Raw genomic sequence first — 15789 nt, forward strand, 5'->3', positions numbered from 1 at the left:
AGCGCCCAAGGGCAAAATGGCTTTTCTGTTCGTATACTGAAACTAATAAGCTGTCTTGGTTGTATTTTTTGTGAGCATACAGGGGGCAATGGATGTTGCTTAGAAATGGAAACACGGTACGGCGTCTGGCGTTGAGTTGCGCAATTGCATGTGGTCTGGCGTCGTCATTACCCGTATGGGCAACCGTTCCTGCCTTTCCGGTAGCGTCATCTGGCATGTCAGTCGCGCAAAGTCGTTCGGAATTGCTTGCTGCTTTGCCAAAAGGCATTACACCACATTATCTCTCAACGCTTGCTCCTCTGTACGCGGCGAACCGGATGCAATTGATGTGGCAGGATCGCGAAGCGGTTCAGCAGTTCCAGCAACAGCTTGCCGAATTGGCGATGTCCGGTGTGCAGCCGCAGTTTACCCAATGGGTAAAACAGTTGACCGATCCAGCCATTACCGATGTGGCGCGCGACGTCGTACTGTCTGACGCGATGTTGGGTTATTTGCAGTTTGTTTCGTCGATCGGTGCCAATGGCAATAGCTGGTTGTACAGCAATATTCCTTACAAACTCGGTCTGCCGCCTAATACGGTGATAAACCAATGGCAACTGGCGGTGCGCCAGGGCAAGACCCTGGCGTATGTGACCTCGCTAGCACCTCAGCACCCGCAATACGCCAAGATGCATCAGGCATTACGCGATATGCTGGCCGACAATCGTCCCTGGCCGCAAATGGCGAATGGGCCGAGCTTACGCCCAGACCAACTGAGCAATGATATTCCTGCCCTGCGTGAGATATTGGCGCGCAACGGCATGTTAACCACGACGGCCACTGCTGCGCCGGATGAAACACAGGATCCGCCTGCGGTATTAACGGGTTCGCGTAATGAACCCGATGACGGTGGTCTCTCTGTCGATGAAGAGAAAAATCGCGAGGCCAAGATTGCTGTCGTAAGTCCAGCGGCTGCACCGGTAAAAGATATCGTACCTACACCACAATCTCCGTTTTCACAGCAGTCTGAAAGCCCGGTGACGGTCACGGATAATCGCTATACCAACGATCTGGTTGAGGGCGTTAAACGCTTCCAGAAATGGCAAGGCTTGAGTGCGGATGGCGTGATAGGCCCGCGTACGCGTGAATGGCTTAATGTGACGCCACAAATGCGTGCCTCACTGTTGGCGCTGAATATCCAACGTTTACGCATTCTTCCCGGCCATGTGGGCACCGGGATCATGGTGAATATTCCAAACTACTCATTGACGTATTATCAGAACGGCAATGAAGTGCTTTCTTCGCGAGTGATCGTCGGCAGACCAAGCCGTAAGACGCCGTTGATGAACAGTGCGCTGAATAACGTGGTGGTTAACCCACCTTGGAACGTGCCGACTACGCTGGTGCGCGAGGATATCGTGCCGAAGGCGATGCGTGACGGCAGCTACTTCCAGAAACACGGTTATACCGTGCTTTCCGGCTGGAGCAACGATGCTGAGGTGATTAACCCCGCAATGATCGACTGGAACATGGTTTCTGCCCGCAACTTCCCGTACCGGATTCGTCAGGCGCCAGGTGCCACCAACTCGTTGGGTCGCTTTAAATTCAACATGCCAAGCTCGGATGCCATCTACCTGCACGATACGCCTAACCATAACCTGTTCCAGAAAGACATTCGCGCTTTGAGCTCCGGCTGTGTGCGGGTCAATAAGGCATCGGATTTGGCAAACATGTTGTTGCAGGATGCGGGTTGGAATAACACACGTGTGTCGTCCACCTTGAAAGAGGGGAATACCACCTACGTGAATATCCGTCAGCATATCCCGGTTAAATTGTATTATTTAACCGCCTGGGTTTCTGATGATGGAAAACCACAATTCCGCACAGATATTTACAATTATGATGATACGGTGAGATCGGGTGCACAAATTTTGGCTCAGGCCGAAAAATTAATGCAATAAATGCAATAATTATAAATAAATAACGGTCAGAATATCGGGCCATGATGCAGGCACTCATCACGTGAGTGCCTGCAAGCCGCGGGACATCACGGGTTGACTCAGCCAGTGTGGGCGGTTATGGTTCAGGCAGTGCGCTGTTTTGTGCATATATTTTGATATTCTTGCCGGGTTTAACAGAAACATGGACAAAATTGATCATAATCGCCGTAAATGGCTGGCGCTAGGTAGCGCTGCCGTGGGCATAGCGCTGCTCCCTGGGCAAGCCTTTGCCAGCCTTTCTACTTCGCGCCCGCGTATTCTGGTTGTAAATAACATGCATACGGGCGAATCTCTGAAAGCCGAATTCTTCGACGGCAAGGGATATAATAAAGACGAATTAGTTCGTCTTAATCATCTCTTCCGTGACTATCGCGCGAACAAGGTTAAATCGATCGACCCTCGTTTGTTTGATCATCTCTATCGTCTGCAAGGTCTGCTGGGTACCAACAAACCGGTACAGTTGGTTTCAGGTTATCGTTCGTTGGACACCAACAATGAGCTGCGCGAGCGCAGCCGCGGTGTGGCCAAACACAGCTACCACACCAAGGGACAGGCGATGGACTTCCATATCGAAGGCATCCAGTTGAGTAATATCCGCAAAGCGGCGTTAAAAATGAGCGCCGGTGGTGTAGGATATTACCCACGTAGCAACTTTGTACACATCGATACCGGCCCGGTGCGGACCTGGTAATCGCTGTGCACCATAAGTATAAATAGCGCCAGCCCGTCAGGGTATGGCGTTGTTGTGGTTGGAGCCTTATGAAATACCAAATTATCCCCGTAACTGCTTTTAGTCAGAACTGCAGCCTGATCTGGTGTGAGAGCACCCAGCAGGCGGCGCTGGTCGATCCAGGCGGCGAGCCGGAAAAGTTAAAAGCCGAAATTGCCAAACAGGGCGTGACCATCACGCAAATTCTGCTGACGCATGGTCATCTTGACCACGTAGGCGCAGCGGCGGAGCTGGCTGAACACTATCAGGTGCCGATCTACGGCCCGGATAAGGAAGACGCATTCTGGTTAGACGGCCTGCCTGCACAGAGCCAAATGTTTGGACTGGAAGAATGTGCGTCACTGACGCCAACCCAATGGCTGGAAGAAGGGGACAGCGTGCAGGTGGGCGAAATGACGCTTAATGTGCTGCATTGCCCGGGGCATACTCCAGGCCATATCGTTTTTATTAACCAGCAGGCGCGGTTGGCGCTGGTGGGGGATGTACTGTTTAACGGTGGTGTCGGCCGCAGCGACTTCCCACGTGGCGATCATCAGGCACTGATCAACTCCATCCGCACCAAACTGTTGCCCCAGGGCGATGACATGGCGTTTATTCCAGGGCATGGGCCTATGTCTACTTTCGGCCAGGAGCGTGAAACCAATCCGTTCCTGCGAGAGGAACCGGCCATCTGGTAAGATTATTTCCCGGCAGAAATAACAAAGGGGCGCTTTTAGCGCCCCTTTTGCTTATGAGATCCCGCAATCTTTAGAGTACGGCAACGATGGCTTCGCACAGCGGTGCCATATTGTCCGGCGTCATGCCGGCAACGTTAACACGGCCGGAGTTAACGGCGTAAACGCCAAACTCGTCACGCAGGCGCAGAACCTGTTCTTTCGTCAATCCACTGAACGAGAACATGCCGTTCTGATTGATGATAAAGCTGAAGTCCTGCTCCGCGCCTTTCTCCTGCAGGGTATTGACGAACAGCTGACGCATGCGGTGAATACGTTGACGCATATCGGTCAGCTCCTGTTCCCACAGCGCACGCAGCGCATCATCACCCAAAATGGTCGCAACAATAGCAGCGCCGTGTGACGGTGGGTTGGAGTAGTTGGCGCGAATGGCGGCTTTCACCTGGCTGAAGGCACGATCGGCGGTATCCGTGTCAGCGGCAACGACGGTGCAAGCACCAACGCGTTCGTTGTAAAGGCCGAAATTCTTGGAATAAGAACTGGCGACGATCAGTTCCTGATGCTTGGCAGCAAAAATACGCAGGCCCTGGGCATCTTCTTCCAGACCTTTGGCAAAGCCCTGATAGGCGAAGTCGAACAGTGGCAGCCAGCCGTTAGCGGCAGACAGTTCTGCCAACTGGGACCACTGTTCTGGCGTTGGATCTATGCCGGTCGGGTTATGGCAGCAGCCATGGAACAGGACGACATCACCGGCCTGAGCCTGTTTCAGGCTATTGAGCAGGCCATCAAAGTCCAGCGCATGATTAGCGGCATCGTAGTAGGCGTATTCCAATACTTCCAGACCGACGGCACCAAACACGTTTTTATGGTTTGGCCAGCTTGGGTTACTGATCCAGATACGCTTCGCGCTGGTTTGGTTGGCGATGAAGTCAGCTGCCACACGCAGGCCGCCGGTGCCACCTGGCGTTTGCGCAGTGCGTGCACGCTTGTCGGCAATGATTGGGCTTTGCTTGCCGAACAGCAATTCTTGCGTGCAGTTGGCGAACGCAGGGATGCCTTCAATACCGAGATAGTTTTTGGTGGTTTCATTTTCCAGCAGATACTGCTCAGCTTTTTTAACGCTGGTCAGCACCGGGGTTTTACCGGTTTCATCTTTGTATACACCAATCCCCAGGTTGATTTTGTTAGGGCGGGCATCAGCGCGGAAAATGTCGGTCAGACCCAGGATAGGATCGGCAGGTGCAGCAGTGATTTTTTCAAACATGTCAGGTGCTTCCATGGCTCGGAGTTAAGCAGACAGAAGCATCAGGGTAACGCCAGTTATACGCTTTGCCAACCGTTTGCGAGAAAAACACCGCGATCTTGTGAAGGAGGCAAATTCGGCATAAAAAATGAGGGGGAAAGGGGCGTTGGCAGGATAAAAAATTAGCTGCGATACACAAAACAAAAACAGGGCCGAAGCCCTGTTTTTTTAACTTATTCGACGGTGAACCGCCGCTAAGTGAGACAACTTAGAACTGGTAAACCAGACCAACAGCTACGATATCGTCGGTAGCAGTGCCAGTGGCTTTAGTGAACTCGTTGTCGTCCAGCAGGTTGATTTTGTAATCAACGTAGGTGGACATGTTTTTGTTGAAGTAGTAAGTGGTACCAACAGAAACATATTTAACCAGATCTTGGTCAGTACCTGCGCCTGGGACGTTCAGGTTTTTACCTTTAGATTGCAGGTAAGAAACTTCTGGACGCAGACCGAAGTCGAACTGGTACTGTGCAGTCACTTCGAAGTTCTGAGTTTTGCTAGCGAAACCGCCACAGCTTTCAGAAGCAGCACAGGTTGTGCTGAAGCTGCTGCCACCGAACGGAGTCATGTTGCGGGTTTCGGAGTACATGGTTGCCAGGTAAACGTTGTTCGCGTCGTATTTAGCACCAACAGTCCATGCATCAGCCTTGTCGCCACGTTCGTTAGAACGCAGTTTCTGATCATCGGTACGGTTAGAAGAAGCATATGCAGCACCTACGCTGATGCCTTCGCCGATGTCATAAGTAGATGACAGGCCCCAACCGTCGCCGTTTTGTTTCTTAACGTCACGACCGTCGTTCTGGTTTTTACCTTGGTACTGAACAGCGAAGTTCAGGCCGTCAACCAGACCGAAGAAGTTGTTGTTACGGTAAGTAGCAACGCCGTTGGTACGGCCGGTCATGAAGTTGTCGGTAACGGTGTAAGTATCGCCACCGAACTCTGGCAGCATATCTGTCCAGCCTTCTACGTCGTACAGTACGCCGTAGTTACGGCCGTAGTCGAATGAACCGTAGTCAGCAAATTTCAGACCTGCGAAGCCCAGACGAGTCTTGGTGCCTTCGGTGCCTTGAGATTCAGAGTGGTTAGCTTGAACGTTGTATTCCCACTGGCCGTAACCGGTCAGTTGGTCAGTAATCTGGGTTTCACCTTTGAAGCCGAAACGAACATAGGTCTGATCGCCATCATTACCTTTGTCGTCTGAGAAGTAGTGCAGACCGTCAACTTTGCCGTACAGATCCAGCTTGTTGCCGTCTTTGTTGTAGATTTCAGCAGCGTTTGCTGCACCAGCTGCTAACAGAGCTGGGATTACCACTGCAAGAATGTTGCGCTTCATCATTATATTACCCTCATTGGTGTTATTCGGACACCTTTGCCACTGCCGCCAATAATTCTTTTGAACTATTGTTGATAGATTGGTGTCGTCCTGTGTCTGCACGCAGTGTTCCATTCACAGCCGGGTTAATCTAGAACGAAAATGCTACCAATGTCCCAATGAGGTTTCAAAAAGAAAGTATTTGTAACTAAATGTAATATTCAGGGAACTTTGTGACGTGGGTCAATATTAAAAAATGCGAAAGGCCAGCAAAGCTGGCCTTGGTTTTGTAACTAAATTAATTAAAAAATGGATTATCTGATTAATTAAAAGCTTGCATTACGTGGCGTACGTGGGAATGGAATAACATCACGCACGTTTTGTACACCGGTCACATAGGCGATTAAACGTTCAAAGCCCAAACCGAAGCCAGCATGCGGTACGGTGCCGTAACGACGCAGGTCACGATACCACCAGTAATCTTCTTTATTCAGGCCCATAGCTTCCAGACGTTGATCCAGCACGTCCAAACGTTCTTCACGCTGTGCGCCGCCAATGATTTCACCAATGCCTGGGGCCAGCACGTCCATTGCTGCAACGGTTTTGCCATCTTCGTTCATGCGCATGTAGAACGCTTTGATGTCTTTCGGGTAGTTTTTCACCACAACCGGTGCTTTGAAGTGTTTCTCTGCCAGGTAACGTTCATGCTCGGAAGACAGGTCGATACCCCAGGAAACCGGGTTTTCGAACGTCTGGCCTGATGCGATCAGGATTTCCACGGCTTCGGTGTAATCTACCTGAGCGAAATCGGAAGAAACAAAACGCTGCAGGCGATCAATTGCATCTTTGTCTACGCGCTCGGCGAAGAACTGCATGTCATCCATGCGTTCGTTTAACACCGCCTGGAACACATACTTCAGCATTTTTTCTGCCAGCTCGGCGATGTCTTCCAAGTCTGCAAACGCCACTTCTGGTTCGATCATCCAAAACTCTGCCAGATGGCGGCTGGTGTTGGAGTTCTCAGCGCGGAAGGTTGGGCCGAACGTGTAAATCTTGGACAGCGCACAGGCGTAGGTTTCGCCGTTCAACTGGCCGGACACGGTCAGGAACGCTTCTTTACCGAAAAAGTCCTGGCTGAAATCGACAGCCCCTTTGTCAGTACGCGGCAGGTTTTCCAGATCCAACGTTGAAACGCGGAACATTTCGCCGGCGCCTTCGGTATCGGACGCGGTGATCAGCGGTGTGGAAACCCAGAAAAAGCCATTCTCATGATAGAAACGGTGAATGGCCTGTGCCAGTGTGTGGCGCACACGGGCAACGGCACCAATCAGGTTGGTACGTGGACGAAGGTGAGCGACCTCGCGCAGGTATTCGATGCTGTGGCGTTTAGCCGCCATCGGATAGGTGTCCGGATCGTCAACCCAGCCAACGACGTTAATCGCGGTGGCCTGCAGCTCGAAACTCTGGCCTTCACCCGGAGAGGCCACCACTTTACCTGTGACTTCAATCGAACAGCCCGTGGTCAGATGCAGCACTTCATCCTGATAATTCGGCAGAGAATTATTAACGACGGCCTGTAACGGATCAAAGCAGGAACCGTCATAGACGGCCAGGAAGGAGATACCAGCTTTAGAATCTCTCCGGGTACGCACCCAACCGCGCACGGTGACTTCACTGTCAACCGCAGCACGGCCTTGCAGTACGTCGACTACAGGCACTACGCTCATAGATTTCTCTCTTTAATTATTTGGTTTAGAAATAGCTTACAACCCAAGAATATGGGGATGTTGCTATGTTACTTGCCGCGGTGCAGAGCACAAGCAGAAATCGCCGGATTGGTGCAACATTTCTTGGGGAAGCGCGAAAAGGGAGCAAGGAAAAGTGTCTTATAAAGAAGAAAAAGCCGGCGAAGGAAATTCAGCCGGCTTTTTAGCGTTCGCAGAAGGGGCGCTTAGCTCGCTTTTTTCACCAGCGGCAGGTCGAACGCCTTACGTAAGGCTTTCACAAAGGCTTGATCCTGGCAGATGGTTTTGCCTGGGCTATCGGAAAGTTTCGCCACCGGCTTGCCTTTACATTCTACGAGCTTAATCACGATGTTCAGCGGTTTTACACCGGGAATATCGCAGGTCAGGCGCGTGCCGATGCCGAACACCAGGTTGACGCGTTGGTAAAAATGCCGGTAGAGCGCCAATGCTTTGTCCAAATCCAGGTTATCAGAGAACACCAGCGTTTTGCTCATCGGGTCAATACCCAGTGTCTGGTAATGCGCGATGGCTTTCTCACCCCATTCGAACGGGTCACCTGAGTCGTGACGCAGTCCCTGATAGCGTTGGGCGAATTGCAGACCGAAATCACGCAGGAAGGCATCCATAGTAATACAGTCGGTCAGTGCGATGCCGAGTTGGTCCGGATATTCATCCAACCAGGCTTGCAATGCCGCTCGCTGGCTGTTCGCCAACACCGGGCTGATCTGCTGGTGCGCCTGGAACCACTCATGGGCTTGAGTACCCACAGGTGCCAGATCAAGCTGGTGTGCAAGATCGTAATTGCTGGTGCCGACCAGATACGGGAATTCGTCTTTGAGTGTACTGACGATGGATTGCTGCACGGCCTGCGAGAAGCGGCGGCGGGTACCGAAGTCCATCAGTTTGAAGCGTGAAATATCCACGTCAGCACTCATGGCTTTAAACTGCGCCAGTTTGCTGCGCAAATGGGCGACCGCCATGTCCGGTGTGACATCTGGCGAGCGATGACGGTGCACCACTTCGCTGATGACGGCCAGTAACGGAACTTCCCACATGATCACTTCGCGCCAAGGACCGGCAATGCGAATATGCAGCTTTCCGGCGCGATTCTCGATCTGAACTTGTTGCGGATCGTAACGGAACTCGCGCAACCAGCTCAGGTAATCCTCACGGAAGAATGGGAGCCCTGATAGATAGGTGAATTCAGCGTCTGTCAGTGCCAACTGACTCATCAGTGCGACCTGCGCACGGATTTCGTCGGCATATTCGCCAAGCAGCTCATCACCACGGCAGCGGAATTCCGCCGCCACGCTGATAGCGGGATAGCGGTGAAACACTGCTTGCTGCATATGAAGCTTGTAGGCATCAGTATCAAGCAGTGATGTCAAAATCGGGGAGGCGTATTGAGTCATAGCGCGTTACTGCATCCTCGTCAGGCGCGTGTCCAAATCCGGATAATCATAAAAAAGTGGGGGGAGTATACCCGGATTATCCTGTTATTGAAGCTGCATCACACCACAATTCATTGGAGCGGGTCGAGGATTAAACGTGCCTTTATGCTGCCTTGCCGTCAGGACACAGGCAGAAAAGCCAGATTCACCTGTAAGGTGAATGACTTAGCCTAATTAGTCATAAAAATTATAATGTTAATTATTTTAAACAACAATTCAGATAAAACCGGTTGGTGTATGAATGCCAACCCGGTCTTTGCCGTTATTCTTGCAGAAATAGAGGGCTTCATCTGCCTGTTTGATCGCCGTCGGCAACAGCCGAATGTCACACACCTGAGCAATGCCGCAACTGGTGGTGAAACGGACTTCTTGCCCATTGGCTAATGTCAGGGTGAGTTGGTGAGTCAGCTCGCGTAGCGTTGACATGACTTCACGCGCATTTTCCAGCGTACAATTACTCAAGATTACGGCGAATTCTTCACCGCCATAACGGCAGAAAATGTCGCTGGAGCGGAAAGTCTTTTGTAATAACTTGCCGAACGCCACCAGTACAAGGTCGCCAACGTGATGGCCAAAATTGTCGTTGAGGTTTTTGAAGTTATCAATATCAATCAGACAGAAGGCCAGTGGGTAACTATTGGCCGCCAGAGACTCACACTCGAGAAAAAACTTACGGCGATTATAAATATTGGTTAACGGATCAAGATATGAGGAAGCTTCCAGCTCCTTGATCAGCAGGTGCTTTTCATTTTCCAGTGTCACCTTTTCCATCTGATACTGTTTAAGCTGTTTAATGGCATCGCTGATGGCCATCAGCTCTTGACCGTAAAACACCTCATTGCGATCGATATTCATATTACCGCGTGATAAGCGCAAAATATTGTTATGTGTTTTCGTCAGCCAGCGGCTGATATTTGAACAATAAACCAGCGTCGGTAGAAAAATAAACAGGGTGATCAGCCCACCTAAGGAAATCATGCCGTAAATCGCCGTCTGGCTGTCATAGATCTTATGCAGTGATGCGGCGATTTCCATTTCGAAACTACGCTGATAAAGCTGTTGTGAGAGATCGCTCAGGTTATTAACGTACTGGTAGATATCATCGGCGGGGTAGTTCGTGTTCGTATCCACGGCGGTATACAGCCCTTCGGTGATACGGCTGATTCGTTTTACTGACAATTGTTCAAGGATCGCATTCACTAAAAATGTGGTTTGCAGGTCGTTATAGGTCAGCTTGACAAAAATTAGCCGGGTACTTAACGCATTCAATACCCCGGTGAGCTGAATGGCTTTCAGATAAGCGTCTTTACGTGCGAGTTGGTTGGTATTGACGTCAATAACCTGGTCGATCAATTCAGTCACGGACATATTTAGCCGATTATTCAGGCGTACGGCTTCCAGAAAGAGGAAGGCGTCGGCATCAACCATGCGGGTGTCGTAGGTGTAGCGGTAATAGCTCTTACTGGCTTGGGAAATATAGTAGGCGCTATTGATGTTGAACAGATTGGCGTTGGCATCGGTAACCTGCGAAAGCTGCAGGTTGTCATTATTCAACAATTGCTCCATCAGATTGAGCATGGAAAGTGCCGCGATTTTCTGCCGTATACCAAGCTGCTGTGATATCTCGCTGTTCAGGTGTGGTTGAAAACGGGCGATTTTTTCACGCGCCACGCGATCGGCGTTCATCCACTGCGCTGGGGTAATGTGCGGGTTTATCAGACTTAAACGCTTTAAACGGTGCGCTAACAGCGTGGCCTGAAAAGCCTCTGAAATCTCTTTGGTGCGGGTAATCTTGTACAGGTTCAGTTGGTTGTCGTGATAACCGGTCTCAGCCTCAACCAGTTCATCGGAAATAAACAGGGCGAATGAGGACATCAGGGCAAAGGTAAAAAAATAGATCAGATATTTTACTTTCATGTGCGCCGCGCGTCCTTGAGCCAGTTGGGGCAATTATACCATTGTGGCTCGCAGGCTGTCTTATCTATACCCGGCGGGAATGGCTGTCGAGTAGGGGCCACAGGGGAGTGGCTGGTTGCCCTACTCGCTGAGACAAATGAACTTTTTAATCAAAGAACAGAACCTGAGCGCGTGATGAACACCACACGGGCTTTTAGCATTAAATGCTGATTTTGATGTTCCATTAGGTGCAGGAGCCTGACTGGCAGGGGGATTCGTCGATAATACCAGGATCCACCTCCGATTTCTCTGCTCTGGTGCCTTGGCATGTCTGGGTTTTTTTTGTAGCTGTGATACAGTTTATTTACAATCAGGCTCATCGAAATTTCTGCTTTTTCCCCATGGCGAAATAAACGCATGATGAAAGCCTGGCACCTGTAACTCACTGAGACGTCAAAGGGTTTTTATGACACAACAGCCACAGGCGAAGTATCGCCACGATTATCGCGCGCCAGATTATACCATCACTGATATTGACCTGGATTTTGAGCTGGATGCAGAGACAACTCGCGTAACCGCAGTCAGCAAGATTAAGCGCCAAGGTGCTGCTGACGCGCCATTGGCACTCAACGGTGAAGATCTGACGCTGGTGAGTATTGAGATCGACGGTCAGCCGTGGACTGCCTATCAGTTACAGGATAACAAACTGGTTATCGAGAATCTGCCAGCACAATTTACCATGACCATCGTCAACGATATCCACCCGGCGAAAAACACCGCGCTGGAAGGGCTGTATCTGTCTGGTGACGCGCTGTGTACGCAATGCGAGGCAGAAGGTTTCCGCCACATTACGTATTACCTCGATCGCCCAGACGTGCTTGCCCGCTTTACCACGCGTATCGTGGCCGACAAGGCGCGTTATCCGTTCCTGTTGTCAAACGGTAACCGCGTTGGGCAGGGTGAACTGGAAGATGGCCGTCACTGGGTGCAGTGGCAAGATCCGTTCCCAAAACCTTGTTATCTGTTTGCATTGGTTGCCGGTGATTTTGACGTACTGCGGGACAGCTTCACGACCCGTTCGGGACGTGAAGTTGCGTTGGAGCTGTTTGTTGATCGTGGCAACCTGGATCGCGCCGATTGGGCGATGACCTCCTTGAAGAACTCGATGAAATGGGATGAAACCCGTTTTGGGCTGGAATACGATCTCGACATTTATATGATCGTTGCCGTCGACTTCTTCAACATGGGGGCGATGGAGAACAAAGGGTTAAATATTTTTAACTCCAAATATGTGCTGGCGAAAGCGGAAACCGCGACCGACAAAGATTACTTGAATATCGAAGCGGTGATTGGCCACGAATACTTCCATAACTGGACTGGCAACCGCGTGACCTGCCGCGATTGGTTCCAGCTCAGCTTGAAAGAAGGGCTGACGGTATTCCGCGATCAGGAGTTCAGTTCAGATTTGGGGTCACGTCCGGTAAACCGTATCGATAACGTGCGTGTTATGCGCGGCGCGCAATTTGCGGAAGACGCCAGTCCGATGGCGCACGCCATTCGCCCGGACAAAGTTATCGAAATGAACAACTTCTACACCTTAACCGTGTATGAGAAAGGATCTGAAGTGATCCGCATGATGCATACGCTGTTGGGTGAAGAGCAATTCCAGAAAGGCATCCAGCTGTATTTCGAACGTCATGATGGCAGTGCGGCTACCTGTGATGATTTTGTTCAGGCAATGGAAGACGCGTCCAACGTTGATCTGTCGTTGTTCCGACGTTGGTACAGCCAGTCCGGTACGCCGCAGCTGACCGTGCGCGACGAATACGATGCCGAACATCAGCAGTACCGCCTGCATGTCAGCCAAAAAACGGAACCGACTGCGGATCAACCAGAGAAGTTGCCGCTGCATATTCCACTGGATATCGAATTGTACGATGCAGAAGGCAATGTCATTGCTCTGCAGAAAGACGGTTCGGCGATCAATAACGTATTGAACATCACCGAAGCCGAACAAACCTTTGTGTTTGACGGTGTCGCACACCAACCTGTACCGTCTTTATTGCGTGAGTTCTCGGCGCCGGTGAAGCTGGATTACCCGTACAGCGATCAGCAACTGACCTTCCTGATGCAGCACGCCCGTAATGACTTTGCGCGTTGGGATGCGGCACAGAGCTTGCTGGCTACCTACATCAAGCTGAATGTGGCGAGACACCAGCAGAAACAGCCGTTGTCGCTGCCGCTGCACGTTGCTGATGCTTTCCGCGCGGTGTTGCTGGATGAGGCTCTGGATCCGGCGCTGGCCGCGCAGATCCTGACATTGCCTTCTGAAAGCGAAATGGCCGAACTGTTCGCTACTATCGATCCTGAAGCCATTGCCGCGGTACATGAAGCGATCGTCCGTTGCCTGGCGAAGGAAATGGCCGATGAGTGGCTGGCGGTGTATAACGCCAACAAAACCGACGGTTATCGGGTGGAACACGCGGATATTGCCAAACGCTCCCTGCGCAATGTGTGCCTGGGGTACCTGGCCTTTGGCGACGAAGTGCTAGCCGATCGTTTGGTGTCGGAGCAATACCGTCAGGCGGACAACATGACCGATTCTCTGGCGGCGTTGGCTGCCGCGGTGGCCGCGCAGTTGCCGTGCCGTGATGCGTTGTTAACGGCATTTGATGAGCGTTGGCACCAGGATGGTCTGGTGATGGACAAATGGTTTGTTCTGCAGGCAACCAGCCCTGCGGCAGACGTGCTGTCCAACGTGCGCAGCTTGCTGAAACACCGCTCATTTAGCCTGAGCAACCCAAACCGCACTCGCTCGTTGATCGGCGGATTTGCATCAGCGAATCCGGCGGCATTCCATGCCGCAGACGGCAGCGGTTATCAGTTCCTGGCCGAGATCCTCAGTGATTTGAACCAGCGTAACCCACAAATTGCTGCCCGCTTGATCGAGCCGCTGATCCGTCTGAAGCGCTATGATGCTTCGCGTCAGGCGCTGATGCGTAAAGCGCTTGAACAGTTGAAAGGGCTCGAGAACCTGTCCGGCGACCTGTTCGAGAAGATCAGTAAGGCACTCGACGCGTAACGGTAAAAGGACAAAGGGACGGCATGATCTAATGCCGTCCCTTGTCTAATTCGCGATACGTCGTGAAGTTTCAGCCAGCGGTGAGGGCGGAGACAGCACTCTGTCCAACACTTCGGCCTCCAGTTCTGCCAATTTACGCGATCCTTTTCGGCGTGGTCGCGGCAGATCAATGGTCAAATCCAACCCGATGCGTCCTTCCTCAATTAAAATCACCCGATCTGCCAGCGCAATGGCCTCACTGACATCATGCGTCACCAATAACACGGTGAAACCATGCTGTTGCCATAGCCCTTCGAGCAGCCCCTGCATTTCAATCCGCGTTAACGCATCCAAGGCCCCCAAAGGTTCATCCAACAGCAACAGGCGTGGACGGTGGATCAGCGCACGTGCTAAAGCCACCCGCTGTTTTTGGCCGCCGGACAGTGCCGCGGGCCACTCATTGGCGCGATCGGCTAATCCCACTGCGTTCAATGCGTGTAACGCGTCTTCTCGCCACTGGCCCCGTAACCCGAGTCCGACGTTGTCGATCACTTTTTTCCAAGGCAGCAGGCGCGCATCCTGAAACATCAGACGTGTATCCTCTCTGGCGCTGGCGAGCGGTGCATTACCGCTCAGCAATGCGCCGCTGGTGGCTTTCTCCAGCCCGGCCATCAGACGTAGCAGCGTGCTTTTTCCGCAGCCACTGCGACCGACGACGGCGACAAACTGGCCAGCGCTGATGCGCAACTGAATATTCTCTAGCACCGTGCGGTTACCGTAGCGCTTGGCAATGGACTCCAGCGTGACTGGGGTACCTTGGGGAATACGGGCGGGAGCCGTCATAGCGCTTCTCCTTGTTTCAGTTGGTAGGCCGGATGCCAGCGTAACCAGATGCGTTCCAGCAGTTGTGCACTGACGTCAGCCAACTTGCCGAGTAAGGCATACAGCACAATGGCGACCACCACGACATCTGTCTGTAAGAATTCACGGGCATTCATCGCCAGATAGCCGATCCCCGAGTTGGCTGAAATGGTTTCCGCCACGATCAGCGTGAGCCACATAAAACCTAAGGCGAAACGAACGCCGACCATGATCGAAGGCAGAGCACCCGGTAAAACCACCTGGGTAAATAACTGGAAACCGCTCAGGCCATAGCTGCGCGCCATTTCAAGCAGGCCGCGATCGATATTCTTGATGCCGTGATAAGTGTTGAGATAGATAGGGAAGAGGGTGCCCAACGCGACCAGAAAGATCTTGGCTGACTCATCGATGCCAAACCACAAAATCACCAGCGGGATCAGCGCCAAATGCGGCACGTTGCGGATCATCTGCACGGAACTGTCTAGCAGGCGTTCGCCCCAGCGTGACAGGCCGGTAATAAAACCCAGCACAAGCCCAATGCTGCCACCGATGCTAAAGCCGATCAGTGCACGCCAGCTGCTGATTGTCAGGTGTTGCCACAGCTCACCGCTTTTGGTCAGCGTCCAAAAGGCGGTAACGACGGCGCTTGGTGCCGGCAGAATGCGGTTCGACAGCCAGCCCGCCTCAACGGAGATTTGCCAGATAACCACCAGCGCTATCGGCAATGCCCAAGGGGCGAGACGATGCAAGATACGTTGTGTGCCGTTTGCCATAGTGCGG

The 15789-nt window shown here is 52.0% G+C and carries 11 protein-coding genes; 4 read left to right on the plus strand and 7 right to left on the minus strand.

The features are described from left to right. The first annotated feature begins 215 nt into the window (after positions 1-215). The 3 genes from ldtD (at position 216) to JOE25_RS02475 (ending at position 3386) form a co-directional block, all read left to right on the plus strand. Complete coding sequence (gene ldtD, locus JOE25_RS02465; RefSeq protein WP_245209748.1) at positions 216-1940, plus strand: L,D-transpeptidase; 1725 nt, start codon at positions 216-218, stop codon at positions 1938-1940. A gap of 181 nt (positions 1941-2121) precedes the next feature. Then, positions 2122-2670 carry a YcbK family protein gene (locus JOE25_RS02470; protein ID WP_209632578.1) on the plus strand — a complete coding sequence of 183 codons (549 nt, stop codon included), beginning with the start codon at positions 2122-2124 and terminating at the stop codon, positions 2668-2670. A gap of 68 nt (positions 2671-2738) precedes the next feature. After that, positions 2739-3386, plus strand: a complete 648-nt coding sequence (locus JOE25_RS02475; protein WP_209632579.1) for an MBL fold metallo-hydrolase — start codon at positions 2739-2741, stop codon at positions 3384-3386. A 70-nt stretch (positions 3387-3456) separates the two neighbouring features. Here the strand turns inward: JOE25_RS02475 and JOE25_RS02480 are convergent, their stop codons facing one another. The 5 genes from JOE25_RS02480 to JOE25_RS02500 all read right to left on the minus strand — a co-directional run bounded on the left by JOE25_RS02480 (position 3457) and on the right by JOE25_RS02500 (position 11108). Further along, positions 3457-4647, minus strand: coding sequence for an amino acid aminotransferase (locus JOE25_RS02480; protein WP_209632580.1), 1191 nt, complete (start codon positions 4645-4647; stop codon positions 3457-3459). Between the two features lie 247 nt (positions 4648-4894). Beyond that, a complete protein-coding gene (gene ompC, locus JOE25_RS02485) occupies positions 4895-6019 on the minus strand; it encodes a porin OmpC (protein ID WP_280921260.1) in 1125 nt (374 codons plus the stop codon). Positions 6020-6321: 302 nt separating this feature from the next. Beyond that, a complete protein-coding gene (gene asnS, locus JOE25_RS02490; RefSeq protein ID WP_209632581.1) occupies positions 6322-7722 on the minus strand; it encodes an asparagine--tRNA ligase in 1401 nt (466 codons plus the stop codon). A 224-nt stretch (positions 7723-7946) separates the two neighbouring features. Continuing rightward, positions 7947-9152, minus strand: coding sequence for a nicotinate phosphoribosyltransferase (pncB, locus tag JOE25_RS02495; RefSeq protein WP_209632582.1), 1206 nt, complete (start codon positions 9150-9152; stop codon positions 7947-7949). Between the two features lie 255 nt (positions 9153-9407). Further along, complete coding sequence (locus JOE25_RS02500) at positions 9408-11108, minus strand: diguanylate cyclase (protein ID WP_209632583.1); 1701 nt, start codon at positions 11106-11108, stop codon at positions 9408-9410. 445 nt (positions 11109-11553) lie between these two features. Here JOE25_RS02500 and pepN point away from each other — a divergent pair, with 445 nt between their 5' ends. Continuing rightward, positions 11554-14169, plus strand: a complete 2616-nt coding sequence (gene pepN / locus JOE25_RS02505) for an aminopeptidase N (protein WP_209632584.1) — start codon at positions 11554-11556, stop codon at positions 14167-14169. Positions 14170-14214: 45 nt separating this feature from the next. Here the strand turns inward: pepN and ssuB are convergent, their stop codons facing one another. Next, positions 14215-14991: an aliphatic sulfonates ABC transporter ATP-binding protein gene (ssuB, locus tag JOE25_RS02510; protein WP_209632585.1), complete on the minus strand. Its 777-nt coding sequence runs from the start codon at positions 14989-14991 to the stop codon at positions 14215-14217. After that, the gene (gene ssuC / locus JOE25_RS02515; RefSeq protein WP_209632586.1) at positions 14988-15782 is read right to left on the minus strand and encodes an aliphatic sulfonate ABC transporter permease SsuC; all 795 of its coding nucleotides are present in this window, start codon (positions 15780-15782) and stop codon (positions 14988-14990) included. Before ssuC ends, ssuB begins: the two co-directional genes overlap by 4 nt. Between the last annotated feature and the right edge of the window lie 7 nt (positions 15783-15789).

The organism is Serratia sp. PL17, assembly GCF_017832355.1.
Classification (GTDB): domain Bacteria; phylum Pseudomonadota; class Gammaproteobacteria; order Enterobacterales; family Enterobacteriaceae; genus Serratia.

Coding starts and splice junctions, on each gene's coding strand:
- asnS (WP_209632581.1), bottom strand. CDS start 7,722: ATGAGCGTAGTGCCTGTAGTCGACGTACTGCAAGGCCGTGCTGCGGTT.
- JOE25_RS02470 (WP_209632578.1), top strand. CDS start 2,122: ATGGACAAAATTGATCATAATCGCCGTAAATGGCTGGCGCTAGGTAGC.
- ldtD (WP_245209748.1), top strand. CDS start 216: ATGTCAGTCGCGCAAAGTCGTTCGGAATTGCTTGCTGCTTTGCCAAAA.
- ompC (WP_280921260.1), bottom strand. CDS start 6,019: ATGATGAAGCGCAACATTCTTGCAGTGGTAATCCCAGCTCTGTTAGCA.
- JOE25_RS02475 (WP_209632579.1), top strand. CDS start 2,739: ATGAAATACCAAATTATCCCCGTAACTGCTTTTAGTCAGAACTGCAGC.
- ssuC (WP_209632586.1), bottom strand. CDS start 15,782: ATGGCAAACGGCACACAACGTATCTTGCATCGTCTCGCCCCTTGGGCA.
- pncB (WP_209632582.1), bottom strand. CDS start 9,152: ATGACTCAATACGCCTCCCCGATTTTGACATCACTGCTTGATACTGAT.
- JOE25_RS02480 (WP_209632580.1), bottom strand. CDS start 4,647: ATGTTTGAAAAAATCACTGCTGCACCTGCCGATCCTATCCTGGGTCTG.
- ssuB (WP_209632585.1), bottom strand. CDS start 14,991: ATGACGGCTCCCGCCCGTATTCCCCAAGGTACCCCAGTCACGCTGGAG.
- JOE25_RS02500 (WP_209632583.1), bottom strand. CDS start 11,108: ATGAAAGTAAAATATCTGATCTATTTTTTTACCTTTGCCCTGATGTCC.
- pepN (WP_209632584.1), top strand. CDS start 11,554: ATGACACAACAGCCACAGGCGAAGTATCGCCACGATTATCGCGCGCCA.